The following is a 17,063-nucleotide window of genomic DNA, read 5'->3' on the forward strand; positions in this document are numbered from 1 at the left end:
TTGCGTCAAAACCAAAAAGAGTTGGGTCTCGACTTCGATGGGTGGTGGGCCCCGAACAGAAGCGCACACCCCCCCGCCCCCGCCGGCGAACCGACGGTGGGGCCGCGGGCGTATGTTCTATTCTGCCGAGGAGACGACACGGGGGTGGACGGGATGCCGGAGCGGCACGAACACGACGATCAGGAACGCGAGTTCGACCTGAGGTGGGCGGACAACGCCGAGCACAAGGAGCCCTCGGCGCGGGCCCGTATGCTCGCCGCGCGCTGGAAGGAGAACCCTCCCGGCCCGGTGCCGTTCCGGGCCGATCCGGAGCACGTGGCGCGGCAGCATCGCCGGTCGGGATGGGTGTCGACGGTCGTCGTGCTGGGCTGCGTCGCCGCGGTGATCGTGCTGCTGGGATACCTCGACTTCCGCGCCCCCTAGCCAGGGGCTCTTTGCTGCTCCTAGGGCCGATCGCGACCCGTTCATGGGCGTGGCCGGGTGCACACTGGGCAGTGGGACGAGTGCCTGAGTGCGGGGTGGTGCAAGATGCAGAGCCGCTTCCGGAGTGATCGGCGACTGACCGCGCGTATGGGGGTCACGCTGTTTCTGCTCGGGTTGTTGTACGTGGGTTTCGTCGTCGCGCTGATCGTGCTGCTGAAGTCCTGGGTGCTCGTGGTGGTCGTGGCGGCGGGGCTGCTGGGAGCCCAGTACTGGTTCTCCGACCGGGTCGCGCTGTTCGCGATGCGGGGGCGGGTCGTGGAGCGGGAGGAGTATCCCGAGCTGCACGGGGTGATCGACCGGCTGTGTGCCATCGCCGACATGCCGAAGCCCGTCGTCGCCGTGTCGGACATGGATATGCCGAACGCGTTCGCCACCGGCCGCAATCCCGATCATGCCGTGGTCTGTGTGACCACGGGGCTGCTGCGGCGGCTGGAGCCGCATGAGCTGGAGGGTGTGCTCGCGCACGAGCTGTCGCATGTGGCACACAAGGACGTCGCCGTGATCACCGTCGCCTCGTTCCTCGGGGTGATCGCCGGGCTGATCGTGCGGTTCGCCTTCTACAGCCAGCTCTTCGGGGGCGGGCGGCGGGACCAGAACACCGCCGCGATCTTCGCCGCGATCCTCGGGGTGTCGGCGGCCGTGTACGCGATCAGTTTCCTGCTGATCCGGGCCCTGTCCCGGTACCGGGAACTGGCCGCCGACCGGGCCGCGGCACTGCTCACCGGGCGGCCCTCGGCGCTGGCGTCCGCGCTGACCAAGGTCTCCGGCGACATCGCGCGGATCCCGTCCAAGGACCTGCGGACGGCGCAGGCCTTCAACGCGTTCTACTTCACTCCGGCGCTCGGCCGGGAGCCCGGCCTCGCGCAGATCTTCTCCACCCACCCGAGCCTGGAGCAGCGGCTCGACCAGCTGGGGCGGATCTCCACCGAGCTGGGCGAGGCGGCGACTCCCGGAGGGGCGTGAGATGGGACTGCTGGACATCCTGCTCGGCCGTACGAAGCCGGCCGCGCCCGATCTGGACCAGCTCTTCGCGCTGCCGTCGGCGGCGGTGACGCTGGAGGCGGCGGCCGGGTTCCGGCCGACGGGGAGCGGGGCGGTGTGCTTCGCCACGGTCGAGGGTGCCGCCTTCGAGCAGACGCACCGTGAGGTCCAGGCGCTGCTCGACGCGGACGCCGAGCGCGAGGGCCGGCCGGTGGAGCTGACGCGGGACGACTACGGCTACTCGTGGCTGGTGTCCCGGCGCGGCCCCGACCAGCTCCCCGATCTGGTCAACGATCTGCACGCGGTGAACAGCGCGATGGAGGTCAACGGCTTCGGGCCGCAGCTGCTGTGCTCGCTGGCGGGATTCGAGCACGCGCACGAGGGGGGCGAGCAGGAGCAGCGGCTCGCGCTCGTCTATCTCTACAAGCGCGGCACCTTCTATCCCTTCGCGCCGCTCCCCGGCACGGCGGAGCGGCGCGACAACCCGCTGGAGCTGCGGGTGAAGGCGGCACTCGGGAACGATCTGCGGATCGAACAGGACCTGAGCCGCTGGTTCCCGGTGTGGGGTGCCCCCGGTCTGTGACCGGAGGCACCCCGGCCTCGGCTCACCACCACAGGTGGTCTCACTTGCTCTTCTCCTGCTCCTGACGACGGGACTCAAGGGGGCGCTCGCGGCGGTAGCGGCGCTCCCACTTGGCCTGCATGTCGCGACGGTCGCGGTAGGAGCGGTAGTCCGCGGGCATGGAGCCTCCCGACGAGGCCCCTCCCCCGGAGCCCCCGGCCCCCCTGGCTCCGCCGCTCGGCGCGGAGGAGCTCCGGCCGTACTGCAGGTAGAGGAAGAGCACAGCGACCGCGGCCAGCCAGTAGACGTGGTTTCCGAATCCTAGGATCACCAGGACGACAGTCCCGGACATGACGATGGTGCCCATCACGGGCCTCCGTGAGCGTGGGTCGGTTCTGAGCGGTGCGAATGTCCCCGACGGGGCGCTGGGGGAGGGGCGACCGTCCGTCGGTGCGTAGAGAGTAGCCCCGAGCCCGCAGAGTGGCGCCTTCCCTGCGTGAAGCGGCGTGAACAGCTCCGTTACGCATGTCCAGGGTAGGGAGGCGGTCACTCGGCGTGCATCTCCTTTTCCCGGGGCGGGAGTTCGGTGGAGTTCGGCCGGGGTCCGGTGTGAATGAATGGGACCCATGATCGAGCTCTCCTCTTTCACACACGCATACGACGGTGAACTGCTCAGCGGCGTGTACGGCGGTGACGCCGGCGGCGCGGACACGGCCACCGTCGTCCTGCTGCACGGCGCGGGCGCCGGCACCAAGGACCGGTTGCTGCCGATGCTCGCCGAGTTCGTCTCCCGCGGCTGCCGCGGGCTCGCCTTCGACTTCTCGGGGCACGGGGAAAGCACCGGAGAGCTGAGGGAGTTGAGCCTCGGGCGGCGCTTCGAGCAGGCCGTCGCCGTCATCGACGCACAGGTACCGGCGGGCGGTCCGCTGGTCCTCGTCGGGTTCAGCATGAGCGGACAGACGGTGACGGATCTCGTCGCGCACTACGGGGACCGGGTGGCGGCGGTGGGGCTGTGCGCGCCCGCCGTGTACGCACAGGAGGCGTGGGATGTGCCGTTCGGTGCGGGGGACGGCCGGTTCAGCGAGATCATCCGCAGGCCGGACGGCTGGCGCGGGGCGCCGGCACTGGAGGTGCTGCGGCGGTACGAAGGGCGGGCGGTGCTCGCGGTGCCGGGGACGGACGCGATCATCCCGCCGGAGGTGACGGAGGCCGTCCAGGACGCGCTGGCCGCTCACGCGCAGTTCACAAGGTTCGATGTGCCGGACGCCGAGCACATGCTGGGGCTGTGGTTCGAGGAACACGCCGAGGACCGGCGGGAGTTCGTGACCGCCGTGCTGGCCGGCCAGGGTGACCGCGGGTGGACGGCGACCCGGTCGTGGCTGGCCAAGCAGCTGCCTCAGGGACGGAAGGTCACCGACTCCGCCTTCGCGAAGGGAGGCTGGAGCTCGCAGATGCGGCGGCTCACCCTCGACGACGGCACCGGGCTCGCGCTGCGCACCTTCGTGAAACCCTTCTTCCGCAGGCACGCACCGGGCCTGCTGGCCCGCGAGGCGTCGGTCCTCACCCTGCTCGCCGGCCGGGAGGACGTCCCCGCACCCCAGTTGGTCGCCGTCGACGCCACCGCCGAGCACTGCGACCACCCCTCGCTGCTGATGTCGCTGCTGCCGGGCCGGGTGCGGGTGGACGAGGAGGACCAGGAGGAGCTGGACCGGCGGCTGGATCTGCTGGCGGCCCAACTCGCCGCGATCCACCGCGTCGTACCGGACGAGCGGCCGCGCCCCTATCAGGCGTGGACGTCGCCGGAGCGGGTGCGGACGCCGGGCGGCGCGCTGTGGGAGCGGGCCGTGCAGGTGATCCGGCGGGAGCCTCCGGCGTACGAGGGATGCTTTCTGCATCGGGACTTCCACCCGGGGAACGTGTTGTTCGCCGGTGCGGGTGCGCAGGTGCGGATCAGCGGGGTCGTCGACTGGGTGGAGACCTCGTGGGGCCCGGCCGACCTCGATGTCGCCCACTGTTCGACGGCGCTCGCCCTGCTGCACGGCCCGGAACACGGGCTGGGCTTCCGCGAGCGCTACGAGGCGCAGGGCGGACGGCGGCTCGCCGACGGCGGGGACCACCTGTACTGGCGGCTGATCGACGCCCTCGCCTACTCCCCCGACGCCGCGAAGCTCGCGGGGCCGTGGCGGGAGCTGGGCCGCACGGAGCTGACGCCCCCGGTGCTGGGCGAACGGCTGACGGCGTACGTGGAAGGCCTGCTGGACTCCTACGGCTGACGCGACCGTCCGGCGTCGGTCAGATCTCGGGCGCGGCCCTGACCACCCCGGCCTCGACTGCGTTGCACAGGGTCTTGTGGTCGGTGACGGTCTGGTCGGCGTAGGCCAGGGCGAAGTCCGCCACCGCGTGGTCGAAGCTGTCGGCGCCGCCCAGATAGCCGGCGATGGCGATACGGTCGCCGGAGCGGGCGTGGGCCCGTGCGAGGGCGGTGCCGCACAGCCGGGCGTAGGCGCTCAGGTCGTCCGGGCCCATCCCGGCCACGTCGGCCGAGCCCTTCATGTCGCGCAGCTGACGCCAGTAGAACGCGCGCCCCTGCGGGCCCGACATCCAGCCCAGGAAGATGTCACCTGCGGCCTGCAGCAGCCGCTGGCCCGCGACGACGCGGTGGCCGGGATGCACGTACGGCCCGCTCGGCAGATACTCCTCCAGTACGGACTGCCGGGCCTCCTTGATCTGGAGGAACAGCGGGTCGCCCGCGTCCCGTCCGGCGAGCAGCACGATGAAGCAGCGCAGGCCGACGCTGCCGACGCCGACGACCTTGCGGGCGGCGTCGACGAAGCGGTAGCGGTCCAGGAGCAGCCGGCGTTCCTCGGAGAGCGTGGAGCGGTAGTCGCTGAAGGTCTTGCGCAGGGAGGCCATGTCGGAGGTGCCCGCGCGTTCGAGCAGCGGCGGGTCGTTGATGATGCGCCGGCGCCCGTCGACCGTCTCGGTCAGCCTGGCGAAGGCCCGCAGGCTGGTCCGGCGGCGCGCGCGGCCGAGGCTGGCCTCGACGCGGTGGTGGTGCCGGCGGGCGGAGTGGACCAGCGGCAGGAGCTGCTCGGCGTCGATGCGGGTGTACCAGACGTCGAGCTCGCCGAGCCGGGCCAGCCGGCGCATCGCGACGCGGTACGCCGCGACGGCCTCCCGCGCCGCACGGGCGACCTTCGCCTCCGGGTGCCCGTTCTCGCGCGCCGCCACGGCGACCGAGGTGGCGAGCCGTTTGACGTCCCACTCGAACGGCCCCGGGAACGTCTCGTCGAAGTCGGTGAGGTCGAACAGCAGGGCGTGTTCCGGGGAGGCGTAGAGGCCGAAGTTGAGCAGGTGGGCGTCGCCGCACAGCTGCACCGTGAGACCGGTGTGCGGCGCCGCGGCGAGATCGGCGGCCATCACGGCGGCGGCACCGCGCAGGAAGGCGAACGGGGATGACGCCATCCGGCCGTACCTGATCGGCAACAGCTCCGGCAGCCGGTCACGGCCCTGGCGTTCCAGTACGGCGACGGTGTCCGGGCGGTCGACGGAGGGGATCCAGGCGGCGTGCGCGGAGCGGGGGGCGCGCTTGCGGGCCGCCTTGCCGCGTACGAATCGGTCGGCGGGGACGGCCGGGCTCGTCATGAGACGACGGCCCTGTCTCCGACCGTCCCGTACTCCGTCAGCCGTACACCGAGCCCGTCCATCGCACCTCCCGCTGTGGCGTCGCCCGTTGGGGCGGCTCCGTCGCCTCCTGCTTCGCAGTCAAAGGCGGGGTGGGGCCGGGCGCACTTCGAGGCGGCGGTTCGGGTGACGGGAAGGGGACGTGGGCGGAGGGTCGTTGTCAGTGGGGTCCGGGAAGATGCGGGCAGTGGTGGTTCGGCGGGTGACGGGTGGAGGCCGGGATGGGTGACGGGGTGCGGTACATCGGCGTGGCGGAGCGGCGGGCTCGGCTGGGGCTGCGGCATCGGCTGGCCGGGGTGGCGCGGGCGAAGGCGCCGGCCGAGGTCGCCGAGTCGCTGGTCGCGCTGCACGGTACCGATCCGGCGACCGTGTACCTGGCCGTGGGCGCGCGGCTGGCGGACGCCACGACGACCGTCACGGCGACCGAGCGGGCGCTGTACGAGGAGCGGACGCTGGTCCGGATGCACGGCATGCGGCACACCGTGTTCGTGTTCCCCACCGGGCTGACGGCCGTCGTGCACGCCTCCACCGGCCTGGCGGTCGCGGCCCGGGAGCGTGCCTCGCTGGTCAAGGACATGGCCAAGGCGGGGGCCCCGGACGCGGCCTGGCTGAAGGAGGTCGAGGAGTCGGCCCTGGCCGCGCTGGCCCGCCGCGGGCAGGCGACGGCCGCCGAACTCGCGCAGGACGAGCCGCGGTTGCGCGAACAGTTCGCGTACGCGGCCGGGAAGAGCTACGAGGGCGTGCACACCGTCGCGACGCGGCTGCTGCGGGTGCTGGGCGTCGAGGGCAAGGTCGTGCGGGGACGGCCGCTGGGCTCCTGGACGTCCTCGCAGTTCCGGTGGGCGCCTGCGCCGGAGCATCCCGAGCTGGACGTGGCTCAGGCGCAGGCGGAGCTGCTGCGGCACTGGCTCGCGGTGTGCGGGCCCGCCACGGAGGCGGACCTGAAGTGGTGGACGGGGTGGCGGGTGACGGAGGTGCGCCGGGCACTCACGGCGATCGGGGCGCAGGCGGTGTCCGTCGACGAGGGGACGGGATACGTCGTCGACGGCGACGCGGGCCCGGTCGCCGGGCCCGAGGAGCCGTGGGCGGCACTGCTGCCGGGACTCGACCCCACGGCGATGGGCTGGCAGCAGCGGGACTGGTATCTGGCGCCGGAGCTGCGGCCGTCGCTGTTCGACAGAAGCGGCAATGTGGGGCCGACGGTGTGGTGGAACGGGCGGGTCGTGGGCGCGTGGGCCCAGCGTGCGGACGGGGAGATCGTCTGGCGTTTGCTGACGGACCTCGAGCCCGCGGAGCGGAGTGCGGCCGAGGCGGCGGTCGCGGTGGAGGCGGAGCGGGTGCGGGAGTGGATGGGGCCGGCTCGGGTGACGCCTCGGTTTCGGACGCCGATGGAGCGGGAGTTGTCGAAGTGAGGGGCACTCTGCAACGCCGGTCGGCACGATCCAGCCCGTCCGGCGTCTGAGGACGAGGCCCGTTCAGGGCCGAAGCGGGGGTCTGGGGGCGGCGGCCCCCAGACGACGGCAACGACAGCGCCGGCTGCCCCTGACAGCGGACGGCACCCGGCGCCACGGCTACCGCGAGTACCGCATCAGCGCCCTGACCATGTGGCACGTCGTGTCCGACGGCGGATGGACGCCGATCGTCTCCGCGGTGTCCCGGATCGTCTCGTTGCGTGCCTGGTTCGGCATGTAGACGCCCGAGTCGAGGAGCGCTATCGCGAGGCGCAGGGCCTTCAGACGGCGGTTGTGGGTGATGTACCACTCGCGCGGGCGGCCCGGCGGCAGCGGCCGCTTCTCCAGCGGTACGTACGGCAGATCGAGCAGCACCGGGTGCTTCGCGGTGGACTGGGTGGGCAACGGCTTGCGGGTGGGCTTCGGCTTCAGTGCGGCAGCGGGCACAGGCATCCTCCTGTCGCGGTCAGAGCGCCGGCCGGGGTCCCCGGTGACGCTCTCGAACACTACTTACAGTCTAATGCCCGGCACTGACATCCGGGGGCTCCAGAACGTCCAGGAAATGCCCTGGTCAGCAACGAAATTGTCACCGCGTCACACCAGCTCCGGAAGGTGCGTCCGAGGCGGTGGAATATTCGAACATCGCGCTTCGGGATACCGTTGCCCCCATGGAGATCTGGATCAATCCGGCCTGTTCCAAGTGCCGCAGCGCCCTGACGTTGCTCGACGCCGAGGGCGCCGACTACACCGTCCGCCGCTATCTGGAGGACGTACCGAGCGAGGACGAGATCCGGCAGGTGCTGGAGCGGCTCGGCCTGGAGCCGTGGGACATCACCCGGACCCAGGAGCCCGTCGCCAAGGAGCTCGGGGTCAAGGAGTGGGCGAGGGACGACAGTTCGCGGGACCGGTGGGTCAAGGCACTGGCCGAGCACCCGAAGTTGATCCAGCGGCCGATCATCACGGCGGAGGACGGCACGGCCGTGGTCGGCCGCACGGACGAGGCCGTACAGGACGCCCTGTCCCGCAAGAGTTGAGACTCCGTCAGGGAGAGTGTGACGTACGTTACTTCAGCGACTCCTGTAACCGCTGAGTAACTCCGTTCGGTATCTCGTACATAGCGGCGTACGTTCCCCTACCCCCCTAGGAGGCGCGCATGTCGCGTAGGCGAACTCTCGGCACGAAGAAGAAGATCGCTCTGCTGGTCAGTGCGGCGACGGTGGCGGGTGGCGGTGCCTTCGTCATGGCGAGCACCTCGAACGCCTCGCAGGCGCCGACGGTCAAGTCCGCCGCGGACTCGACCGTCTGCACGGGGCTCGCCACCGCCCTCGGCAACAACCAGAAGTTCATCGACGGGCAGAAGGCCAGTCCCGACGCCCAGTCCGCGGCCCGGATCGCCAACCGCGAGGCGGTCATCGCGCAGATCAAGGTCCAGCAGGAAGCATCCGGGTGTGTCGCCGGGGAGTCGGCTCAGGACTCCCAAGCAGCACAGCCGAGCGCTCCGGCCGCGGGTGCCGGGAACACCGGCAATGCCGGCGACGCCGGGAACACGGGCAACGCCGGCGGCAACGAGAACGCGGGCGACGCCGGGGACACGGGGAACGCCGGCGGCGGTGCCGCGGCGGGGCAGCAGGTCTGCAACGGGTCCACCGTCACGCTCTCCGGCGAGGGCGGGGCTCCGGCCGCGTCCAGCAACCAGTTCCCGGCCGGCACCAAGCTGAAGGTCACCAACCTGGACAACAACAAGTCCACGACGGTGGAGGTCACCTCGGTCTCCGGCAGCTGTGCGCTGCTCAACAACGCGGCCTTCGAGCAGGTGCGCGAGCCCGGCAAGTTCCTGATCCGCCGTGCGGTGATCGAGAAGGTGGGGTGAGGCTCGGAGCACCGACGTCGTACGTGTCATGGGTCCTGCCACTCGCGGCCACGGGTGGCAGGACCCGCGTACGTGTACGGGCTCTGCCCGGCCGCTCACCGCGTGAATCGCACCACACGAACACCAGGTAACACGGGGTTCACATTCGAGCAATGACCGGGAAATCGCCTGTTGACAGGGTCGCGGGCATCAAGTGCGGCGCCTGAAGTGCCGCAGCGCCGCAGCACCCGCAAGTGCGCCTAGACCCACCCCCGAAGGATGTGGCCCGTGACCTTCAAGGCTGAGTACATCTGGATCGACGGCACCGAGCCGACGGCCAAGCTGCGTTCGAAGACGAAGATCATCGTGGGTGAGCCCGCCGGTCTGGACGCGCTGCCGATCTGGGGCTTCGACGGGTCCTCCACGAACCAGGCCGAGGGTCACGCGTCGGACTGCGTGCTCAAGCCGGTCTTCACCTGCCCGGACCCGATCCGCGGCGGCGACGATGTGCTCGTGCTGTGCGAGGTCCTGAACATCGACCTCACCCCGCACCCGTCCAACACGCGTGCCGCGCTCGCCGAGGTGGCGGAGAAGTTCGCCGCCCAGGAGCCGATCTTCGGCATCGAGCAGGAGTACACCTTCTTCCAGGACGGTTACCCGCTCGGCTTCCCCAAGGGCGGCTTCCCGGCCCCGCAGGGCGGCTACTACTGCGGTGTCGGCGCGGACGAGATCTTCGGCCGTGACGTCGTCGAGGCGCACCTGGACAACTGCCTGGCGGCGGGCCTCGCCATCTCCGGCATCAACGCCGAGGTCATGCCCGGCCAGTGGGAGTTCCAGGTCGGCCCGGTCGCCCCGCTGGAGGTCTCCGACCACCTGTGGGTGGCCCGCTGGCTGCTGTACCGCACCGCCGAGGACTTCGGCGTCGCCGCGACGCTGGACCCGAAGCCGGTGAAGGGCGACTGGAACGGCGCGGGCGCGCACACCAACTTCTCCACCAAGGCGATGCGCGAGACCTACGAGGCGATCATCACCGCCGCCGAGTCGCTCGGCGAGGGCTCCAAGCCGCTCGACCACGTCAAGAACTACGGCGCCGGCATCGACGACCGCCTGACCGGTCTGCACGAGACCGCCCCGTGGAACGAGTACTCCTACGGCGTCTCCAACCGCGGCGCCTCGGTCCGTATCCCGTGGCAGGTCGAGAAGGACGGCAAGGGCTACATCGAGGACCGCCGTCCGAACGCCAACGTCGACCCGTACGTCGTGACGCGGCTGCTCGTCGACACCTGCTGCTCCGCGCTGGAGAAGGCCGGCCAGGTCTGATCCGGGCGGGGTCGCCGAAGACTCCTTGAAGGGGGCGTCCACCATCGCGGTGGGCGCCCCCTTCGCCGTGCGTTGGCCGCGCTGTCAGTGGCGGGTGTCATCGTGGGGCCATGGAGAGCGACGAGGGGCCGGCCGTCAAGGTCCGCACGGAACACGGCGAGACGTATACGCGGCCGTCCGAGGAGCGTCTGCGGGACCTGGTGGGCCGGATCGGCACGCGAGGGGACCGCTGGCTGGTGATCCAGCGGATACCGGACGTGCCGGACGTGTTCGCCCAGCTGTGGCACCAGCGGGGCGGGGACTACCAGCTGGAGCACCGCGAGAGCCCCGAGCGCTTCCTCGGCACGACGGTCCCGGAGGCCGCGGCCGTGGCCGACGCGCTGGTGGGGTGGGCCCGGCGGCGTGGCGGCTGGGACGACGGGTTCTCCTGGACGCCCATCGCCGTGGATCCGCCACCGGAGGTGCCGGAGCTCCCCCACGCGGTGCGCGAGGAGGTGGAGGACCGGGTGCGCGCGCTGCTGCGGTGCGGGTACGACGACCGGGCGACGCTCGCGGAGGCCGCCGAGGAGTATCTGGTCGACGGCGACGAGCGGCCCGTCTCGGACGCGCAGGCCCGGCAGCTGGTCGACCGGCTGTGGCGGGAGCGGCTCGACGAGCAGGCGGCGTGGGAGGGCGTCACCGATCCGGAGCGGCTCACCGGCGCCTTCCGGGCACTGGAGTCGAGCGGCATCACCGCCCGGGAGAACTTCACCTGCTGCCGAAGCTGCGGCATGGCGGAGATCGGCGCCGAGCGGGAGGACGCGCGCGGGTTCGTCTTCTTCCACCAGCAGGTCGTCGAGCATGCCGCGAACGGGCACGGACTCTCGCTCCACTACGGCGGGTTCGACGGCTCCGAGGAGACCACCACCGGCGTCGGACGCGAGGTCACCGCCGCGCTCGCCGACGTCGGCCTGTCCACGGACTGGGACGGCTCTCCGGACAGGGCGATCAACGTCACGCCGTTGACCTGGGACAAACGGCTGGAAGGATGAGACGAAGGGTCCCGCCCCGAGCGGGTGTCTGCTTCAATGGGGACATGGCCAGCATCCAGAAGCACTCCGCGACAGGTCGCCATGACCTCGAGCCCTTCTGGCCTTCCCGTCAGCACCATGACTTCGACCGGGTGTGTTGCCGCGCGGTGAACGCGCGGGCCCTCTAAAGCCGTCACCCCCGGCCTTCGGCCAGCGCGAACGACGTTCTCCCCCAATGGACCTCTCGCGCGAAAGAGCTGACCTCTCATGGCGACCACCCGTTCTCTCTCCCCCGCCGCCACGCTCAACTCTCCTTCGTCCAACGGCGCACGGCATCATCTGCGCGCCGTGGACCGGGACGAGGTGATCGACGTCGCGGACCTTCTGCCGCCGGGCGCCACCTGGCTGCCCGCTCCCCAGCACTCCCTGCCCACGCTGCCGGGACAGCCGCCGATGATCGGCTACCTGGTGCTCGTCCCGGCCGACCGTCAGCCGCCGGTTCCGCAGGCCGTCGACACCGAGGGCGACCCGCTCGTCCGGGTCGACTCCGTGCGGCGCACCGCCGCGGTCGACGGGCGTGAACTCGACCTCACCTACCTGGAGTTCGAGCTGCTCGCCCACCTGGTGGCCAACCCCCATCGCGTGCACACCCGCGACCAGCTGGTCACCACGGTGTGGGGGTACGGACATGTGGGGGACGGCCGTACGGTCGACGTCCATGTCGCCCGGCTGCGCCGCAAGCTGGGCGCCGAGCACCGGAACACCATCCGGACCGTGCGCAGGGTGGGATACAAGTACACCCCGCCGGCCGGCCGCTGATCCGGAGCCGTCCCCCGGGCTTCTGCTGACGGCAGAGTCCTGTTCCGTCCCGCCCCCGGACCGTGCAGAGTCGGTGGCATGAGGCTTCTGATGCTGGGTGGTACGGAGTTCGTGGGGCGGGCCGTCGTGGAGGCGGCCCTCGGGCGCGGCTGGGACGTGACCGTCTTCCATCGGGGGCGGCACGAGCCCCCGGCCGGGGTGCGGTCGCTGCACGGGGACCGCACCACGCCCGACGGGCTCGCCGCCCTCGCCGAGGCGGAGGGCGAGTGGGACGCCGTCGTGGACACCTGGTCCGCGGCGCCCCGCGCGGTGCTGGACTCGGCGCGGCTGCTGCGGGGCCGCGCCGGGCGGTATGTGTATGTGTCGAGTTGCTCGGTGTACGAGTGGGCGCCGCCGGCCGGGTACACCGAGGACGCGCCGCTGGTCGAGGGCGCCGAGGCCGGTGCGGAACAGACCGACTACGCGCGCGACAAGCGGGGCGGCGAGCTGGCCGTCGTCGAGTCCTTCGGGGCGGACCACTCGGTACTCGTGCGGTCGGGGCTGATCCTCGGCCCGTACGAGAACATCGGCCGGCTGCCCTGGTGGCTGAGCCGGATGGCGCGTGGCGGGCCGGTGCTGGCGCCGGGTCCACGGCACCTGCCGCTTCAGTACATCGATGTCCGTGACCTCGCGGAGTGGATCCTCGGTTCCGTGGAGCAGGAGCTCAGCGGCCCGTACTCGCTGATCGGACCGCAGGGGCACGCCACCATGGGCACCCTGCTCGAGGCCTGCGCGCGGACCGCCGGCTCCGCGGCCGAACTCCGGTGGACCGAGCCCGAGGTGATCCTGGACGCGGGTATCGAACCGTGGACGCAGCTGCCCGTGTGGGTGCCGCCGGGCAGCGACATGCACGACGCCCTGCACAGCGCGGACGTGTCCCGGGCGCTCGCGACGGGGCTGCGCTGCAGGCCCGTCGAGGAGACCGTCGCCGACACCTGGCGGTGGCTCCAGGACATCGGCGGCACGGCGCCCATGCGGCAGGACCGGACCTCGAAGGGCCTCGATCCGGAGGTGGAGGCGAAGGTGCTGGCAGCCCGAGGGGGTGTACCTGGCACCACCTCCTGATCGGGTGCCTCGGCCCCGTGCCCGTGTTCCCCGCCTCCGCGAGACTGGGACCATGACCAACGACACGAAGAGCGGCGGCAGGCGTACGACGGCACGGGGCATGGGTCTGGCGGCCGTACGGGGACTGGCGTTGGCCCTGATCGCCCTGCCGGGGGCCGTCCTCTGCCTCGTCCTCTCCCTCGTGTCCATCGCGCTCATACCGATCGGCGTCGGCATCGTCACGACGCCGTGGGTGCTGACGGGGGTGCGCACGTTCGCCGACTGGCGGCGGGTACTCGCGGCCGAATGGGGCGGGGTGCGGATCCCGCCCGCCTACCGGCCGTTGCCGCAGGGCGCCAATCCGTGGACGCGCACCTTCGGGATGCTCGGCGATCCGGCGACCTGGCGGGACCTGCTGTGGCTGCCCGTCGACATGACGGCGGGATTCATCACGGCCCTGCTGCCGGCCGTGCTGCTCTTCTATCCGCTGGAGGGGTTCGCGATCGCGGCGGGGCTGTGGCGAGTCCTGGACGGGTACTGGTACGGCTTCGTACCGGTCACCGACCAGGCCTCCGCACTCGGCGCCGGCGCCCTGGGCGTCGTCATCCTCTTCTTCGCGCACTTCGTCTCCGCGCCCCTGCTCCAGGCCCACTTCCGGCTGACCGGCGCCGTCCTCGGCTCCGACCAGGGTGAACTGACCGAACGGGTACGGGTGTTGACCCAGACGCGACGGGACGCGGTCGACACCTCCGCCGCCGAACTGCGCCGGATCGAGCGGGATCTGCACGACGGCGCGCAGGCCCGGCTGGTGGCGATGGGCATGGACCTCGGCACCATCGAGATGCTGCTCGACAAGGACCCGGAGAAGGCCAGGCAGCTCGTCGCCCAGGCCCGCCGGTCCTCCGCCGACGCCCTCGCCGAGCTGCGCGACCTGGTGCGCGGCATCCATCCGCCGGTGCTCGCCGAGCGCGGACTGGGAGACGCCGTACGGGCGTTGGCGCTGCGGCTGCCGGTGGCGACCGAGGTGAACGTGGAGCTGCCCGGGCGGGCGGAGGCACCCGTGGAGTCGGCGGCGTACTTCGCGGTCAGCGAGGTGCTCACCAACGCCGTCAAGCACGCGGGCGCCGACCGGATCTGGATCGACCTGCACCACGCGAACGACATGCTGCGCGTCACCGTCACCGACAACGGAAAGGGCGGCGCGGTGATCGGGGCCGGCTCGGGCCTGGTCGGGATCGAGCGGCGACTGGGTACATTCGACGGCGTCCTGGCCGTCAGCTCGCCCGCGGGCGGTCCCACCATGGTCACCATGGAGATTCCTTGCGCGTTGTCCTAGCCGAAGACCTGTTCCTGCTGCGCGACGGGCTCGTCCGGCTGCTCCAGGCCTACGACTTCGAGATCGCGGCGGCCGTCGAGACCGGCCCCGAGCTGACCCGTGCGCTGGCCGAGCTGGACCCGGACGTCGCGGTCGTCGACGTACGCCTGCCGCCGACGCACACCGACGAGGGGCTGCAGTGCGCCCTGGAGGCCCGTCGGAGGAAGCCCGGGCTGCCGGTGCTGGTGCTGTCGCAGCACGTGGAGCAGCTGTACGCGCGGGAGTTGCTCGCCGACGGCAGCGGCGGGGTGGGATACCTGCTGAAGGACCGGGTGTTCGACGCGGACCAGTTCGTGGATGCCGTACGGCGGGTCGCGGCGGGCGGTACGGCGATGGACCCGCAGGTGATCCAGCAGTTGCTGAGCCGGCGCGCGGCCGGTGACCAGCCGCTGGCCCGGCTCACACCCCGGGAGACGGAGGTGCTGGAGCTGATGGCGCAGGGGCGGACGAACGCGGCGATCGCCGAGCGGCTCGTCGTCACGGAACGGGCCATCGCCAAGCACACCGCCAATATCTTCGCCAAACTGGGCCTGGAGGTGTCGGACGACGACAACCGTCGCGTGCTGGCGGTTCTCGCCTATCTCGACCACGGCCGGTAAAACCGGACCCGCTCATTCACCCGCCGTGCGGGATCAACAACTCCTGGTATTTCAGGGGCTGTTGTGCACACAGCGTTCTCACGAATCTCTCAACAATTTCCGAGGCGGCTGAACACCCCTGGGACGCCCTCCGTATGAATGGGAGCCGCTTCACTCCTGTCGGGCGCCCTCGATGCCCCCGAAAAAGGAAGTCAGAGGAGTTCCATGGGACGCAACACAAGAAAACGCCGTACGCCGCTGGCCACCAAGGCCATAGCCGCATCGGCAGCCCTAGCGCTCGGTGGGGGCGGGCTTGTATGGGCCAACTTCTATGCCTCGGCTCACGAGGACAACAACTCTGGGTGGAACCAGACGAAGTCCACGAATGCCCAGGTCGCGACGATCAACTGCCCTGATGTCGGCCAGAAGCTGACGAAAGTGCCGAGGAGCGCGCGCAGGGGTGTCGCCAAGGAGCTGGCGCTGCTGGACAGGCAGGTCACGGATGCCTATAAGCGTCTCGCCGAGACGCGGCAGGCCCAGGCGGGGGACGCCAACTACGTCAACAACGCCATTCTGAGCCCGCTGAAGTCCAAGCGCGTGGCCACGCTCGACCGGATCGGCATCAACATCAACCGGGCCGGCGGCCAGCGCCCTCAGAACCTCGACCAGCTCGCCCAGTGCCAGGGCGTCCCGGCCGAGCAGCCTGAGACCAACGACGGCCAGCAGGACGGGGACCAGAACCAGGACGGTCAGGACCAGAACAACGACGGTCAGGACCAGAATCAGGACGGTCAGGACCAGAATCAGGACGGTCAGGACCAGGGCGGCCAGGACGGCGACGGACAGGACCAGGGCGGCAACGGCGGGCAGGCCGGCAACGGCCCCTCCGCGGACGACTTCGTCGACATCACGCAGGTCCAGGGCAACGCACAGCTGGGCGTCGGCGCGAACGGCCTCCCCGCGAACGGGGACAGCGGTTCGACCGGCAGCTTCACCACGAGCTGCGGCACCAACGAGAACGAGAACCGCAACTCGGACAACGTGATCGTCGCTCCCGGCGTCAGCAACGGTGCGCAGCACCAGCACGACTACGTCGGCAACCAGGCCAACAACGCTTTCGCGAGCGACCAGGACCTGGCGAACGGCGACACCACCTGCGAGAACCAGGGTGACCGTTCGTCGTACTTCTGGCCGGTGCTGCGTGTGCAGGACGGTCAGAACGACATCGACGCGAACGCACCGGGTGGCGGTCAGGACGGCAACGTCGGCACGATCGTCCAGGCCAGCGAGGCACAGCTGAAGTTCGTCGGCAACAAGACGAGCGAGGTCGTCGCGATGCCGGAGGCCCTGCGCATCATCACCGGTGACGCCAAGTCCTTCGTCAACGGCAACAACAACGCCAACGCCAACTGGAGCTGCACCGGCTTCGAGGACAAGGTCCAGCTGCACGACAAGCTCCCGATCTGCCCCGAGGGCAGCTCCGTGGTGCGGACGTCCAACTTCCAGAGCTGCTGGGACGGTCAGAACATCGACAGCGCCAACCACCGCACGCACGTGTCGTTCGTCCAGGGCGACGGCACCTGCGCCAACGGTTTCCAGGCGATCCCCCAGCTCCAGGTCCGCCTGGTCTACGACGTCCAGGCCCCGCAGATCCAGGACGGACAGGTCCAGAACGCCTTCGCGGTGGACTCCTTCCCGGACCAGCTGCACAAGGCGATCACCGACCACAACGACTTCATCAACTTCTTCGACGAGAACACGATGAACGAGATGGTCGACTGCATCAACAGCGGCCAGAACTGCCAGTAGCAGTCCTGAACCGGTAAAGAAGCCGGCGGTGGGAATTCCCACCGCCGGCTTTCTTCTGT

The 17,063-nt window shown here is 70.7% G+C and carries 17 protein-coding genes; 14 read left to right on the top strand and 3 right to left on the bottom strand.

Annotated features, from left to right (window positions below; translation table 11 throughout):
* The first annotated feature begins 153 nt into the window (after positions 1-153).
* The 3 genes from ACFQ6S_RS16665 (at position 154) to ACFQ6S_RS16675 (ending at position 2,047) form a co-directional block, all read left to right on the top strand.
* Positions 154-423 (top strand): hypothetical protein, encoded by a 270-nt coding sequence (locus ACFQ6S_RS16665; RefSeq protein WP_383411242.1) that lies wholly within the window; start codon positions 154-156, stop codon positions 421-423.
* Positions 424-528: 105 nt separating this feature from the next.
* Positions 529-1,446, top strand: coding sequence for a zinc metalloprotease HtpX (gene htpX, locus ACFQ6S_RS16670; protein ID WP_383409373.1), 918 nt, complete (start codon positions 529-531; stop codon positions 1,444-1,446).
* A 1-nt stretch (position 1,447) separates the two neighbouring features.
* On the top strand, positions 1,448-2,047 hold the full coding sequence (locus tag ACFQ6S_RS16675; protein WP_383409376.1) for a hypothetical protein: 600 nt from the start codon (positions 1,448-1,450) through the stop codon (positions 2,045-2,047).
* 40 nt (positions 2,048-2,087) lie between these two features.
* On the opposite strand, the gene ACFQ6S_RS16680 is transcribed toward ACFQ6S_RS16675, so the two are convergent.
* A complete protein-coding gene (locus ACFQ6S_RS16680) occupies positions 2,088-2,393 on the bottom strand; it encodes a hypothetical protein (RefSeq protein WP_383409380.1) in 306 nt (101 codons plus the stop codon).
* Between the two features lie 250 nt (positions 2,394-2,643).
* Here ACFQ6S_RS16680 and ACFQ6S_RS16685 point away from each other — a divergent pair, with 250 nt between their 5' ends.
* On the top strand, positions 2,644-4,299 hold the full coding sequence (locus ACFQ6S_RS16685) for an alpha/beta fold hydrolase (protein ID WP_383409383.1): 1,656 nt from the start codon (positions 2,644-2,646) through the stop codon (positions 4,297-4,299).
* Between the two features lie 19 nt (positions 4,300-4,318).
* Here ACFQ6S_RS16685 and ACFQ6S_RS16690 read toward each other — a convergent pair whose 3' ends face one another.
* Positions 4,319-5,671, bottom strand: a complete 1,353-nt coding sequence (locus ACFQ6S_RS16690; RefSeq protein WP_383409386.1) for a DUF2252 domain-containing protein — start codon at positions 5,669-5,671, stop codon at positions 4,319-4,321.
* A 260-nt stretch (positions 5,672-5,931) separates the two neighbouring features.
* Here ACFQ6S_RS16690 and ACFQ6S_RS16695 point away from each other — a divergent pair, with 260 nt between their 5' ends.
* The gene (locus ACFQ6S_RS16695) at positions 5,932-7,122 is read left to right on the top strand and encodes a winged helix DNA-binding domain-containing protein (RefSeq protein ID WP_383409389.1); all 1,191 of its coding nucleotides are present in this window, start codon (positions 5,932-5,934) and stop codon (positions 7,120-7,122) included.
* A 159-nt stretch (positions 7,123-7,281) separates the two neighbouring features.
* Here ACFQ6S_RS16695 and ACFQ6S_RS16700 read toward each other — a convergent pair whose 3' ends face one another.
* Positions 7,282-7,608 carry a hypothetical protein gene (locus tag ACFQ6S_RS16700; RefSeq protein ID WP_383409392.1) on the bottom strand — a complete coding sequence of 109 codons (327 nt, stop codon included), beginning with the start codon at positions 7,606-7,608 and terminating at the stop codon, positions 7,282-7,284.
* A 221-nt stretch (positions 7,609-7,829) separates the two neighbouring features.
* On the opposite strand from ACFQ6S_RS16700, the gene ACFQ6S_RS16705 reads away from it, so the two are divergent.
* The 9 genes from ACFQ6S_RS16705 (at position 7,830) to ACFQ6S_RS16745 (ending at position 17,004) form a co-directional block, all read left to right on the top strand.
* Positions 7,830-8,195: an arsenate reductase family protein gene (locus ACFQ6S_RS16705; protein ID WP_383409395.1), complete on the top strand. Its 366-nt coding sequence runs from the start codon at positions 7,830-7,832 to the stop codon at positions 8,193-8,195.
* Between the two features lie 119 nt (positions 8,196-8,314).
* Complete coding sequence (locus ACFQ6S_RS16710; protein WP_383409398.1) at positions 8,315-9,031, top strand: hypothetical protein; 717 nt, start codon at positions 8,315-8,317, stop codon at positions 9,029-9,031.
* Between the two features lie 267 nt (positions 9,032-9,298).
* Positions 9,299-10,330: a glutamine synthetase gene (gene glnII / locus ACFQ6S_RS16715; RefSeq protein ID WP_383409401.1), complete on the top strand. Its 1,032-nt coding sequence runs from the start codon at positions 9,299-9,301 to the stop codon at positions 10,328-10,330.
* Between the two features lie 110 nt (positions 10,331-10,440).
* On the top strand, positions 10,441-11,361 hold the full coding sequence (locus tag ACFQ6S_RS16720; protein ID WP_383409404.1) for a DUF6891 domain-containing protein: 921 nt from the start codon (positions 10,441-10,443) through the stop codon (positions 11,359-11,361).
* 246 nt (positions 11,362-11,607) lie between these two features.
* Positions 11,608-12,159: a winged helix-turn-helix domain-containing protein gene (locus tag ACFQ6S_RS16725; protein WP_383409407.1), complete on the top strand. Its 552-nt coding sequence runs from the start codon at positions 11,608-11,610 to the stop codon at positions 12,157-12,159.
* Positions 12,160-12,237: 78 nt separating this feature from the next.
* On the top strand, positions 12,238-13,263 hold the full coding sequence (locus tag ACFQ6S_RS16730; RefSeq protein WP_383409410.1) for an SDR family oxidoreductase: 1,026 nt from the start codon (positions 12,238-12,240) through the stop codon (positions 13,261-13,263).
* A 52-nt stretch (positions 13,264-13,315) separates the two neighbouring features.
* Complete coding sequence (locus ACFQ6S_RS16735) at positions 13,316-14,578, top strand: sensor histidine kinase (RefSeq protein WP_383409413.1); 1,263 nt, start codon at positions 13,316-13,318, stop codon at positions 14,576-14,578.
* On the top strand, positions 14,563-15,216 hold the full coding sequence (locus ACFQ6S_RS16740; protein WP_383409416.1) for a LuxR C-terminal-related transcriptional regulator: 654 nt from the start codon (positions 14,563-14,565) through the stop codon (positions 15,214-15,216). Before ACFQ6S_RS16735 ends, ACFQ6S_RS16740 begins: the two co-directional genes overlap by 16 nt.
* A gap of 204 nt (positions 15,217-15,420) precedes the next feature.
* Positions 15,421-17,004 carry a DUF1996 domain-containing protein gene (locus ACFQ6S_RS16745; RefSeq protein WP_383409419.1) on the top strand — a complete coding sequence of 528 codons (1,584 nt, stop codon included), beginning with the start codon at positions 15,421-15,423 and terminating at the stop codon, positions 17,002-17,004.
* Positions 17,005-17,063: the final 59 nt, after the last annotated feature.

This window comes from Streptomyces sp. NPDC056479 (assembly GCF_042795335.1).
GTDB lineage: Bacteria > Actinomycetota > Actinomycetes > Streptomycetales > Streptomycetaceae > Streptomyces.

Excerpts from the sequence above, each read along its gene's own strand:
- ACFQ6S_RS16665 (WP_383411242.1), top strand. The coding sequence starts at position 154 with ATGCCGGAGCGGCACGAACACGACGATCAGGAACGCGAGTTCGACCTG.
- htpX (WP_383409373.1), top strand. The coding sequence starts at position 529 with ATGCAGAGCCGCTTCCGGAGTGATCGGCGACTGACCGCGCGTATGGGG.
- ACFQ6S_RS16675 (WP_383409376.1), top strand. The coding sequence starts at position 1,448 with ATGGGACTGCTGGACATCCTGCTCGGCCGTACGAAGCCGGCCGCGCCC.
- ACFQ6S_RS16680 (WP_383409380.1), bottom strand. The coding sequence starts at position 2,393 with ATGGGCACCATCGTCATGTCCGGGACTGTCGTCCTGGTGATCCTAGGA.
- ACFQ6S_RS16685 (WP_383409383.1), top strand. The coding sequence starts at position 2,644 with ATGGGACCCATGATCGAGCTCTCCTCTTTCACACACGCATACGACGGT.
- ACFQ6S_RS16690 (WP_383409386.1), bottom strand. The coding sequence starts at position 5,671 with ATGACGAGCCCGGCCGTCCCCGCCGACCGATTCGTACGCGGCAAGGCG.
- ACFQ6S_RS16695 (WP_383409389.1), top strand. The coding sequence starts at position 5,932 with ATGGGTGACGGGGTGCGGTACATCGGCGTGGCGGAGCGGCGGGCTCGG.
- ACFQ6S_RS16705 (WP_383409395.1), top strand. The coding sequence starts at position 7,830 with ATGGAGATCTGGATCAATCCGGCCTGTTCCAAGTGCCGCAGCGCCCTG.
- ACFQ6S_RS16710 (WP_383409398.1), top strand. The coding sequence starts at position 8,315 with ATGTCGCGTAGGCGAACTCTCGGCACGAAGAAGAAGATCGCTCTGCTG.
- ACFQ6S_RS16720 (WP_383409404.1), top strand. The coding sequence starts at position 10,441 with ATGGAGAGCGACGAGGGGCCGGCCGTCAAGGTCCGCACGGAACACGGC.
- ACFQ6S_RS16725 (WP_383409407.1), top strand. The coding sequence starts at position 11,608 with ATGGCGACCACCCGTTCTCTCTCCCCCGCCGCCACGCTCAACTCTCCT.
- ACFQ6S_RS16730 (WP_383409410.1), top strand. The coding sequence starts at position 12,238 with ATGAGGCTTCTGATGCTGGGTGGTACGGAGTTCGTGGGGCGGGCCGTC.
- ACFQ6S_RS16735 (WP_383409413.1), top strand. The coding sequence starts at position 13,316 with ATGACCAACGACACGAAGAGCGGCGGCAGGCGTACGACGGCACGGGGC.
- ACFQ6S_RS16745 (WP_383409419.1), top strand. The coding sequence starts at position 15,421 with ATGGGACGCAACACAAGAAAACGCCGTACGCCGCTGGCCACCAAGGCC.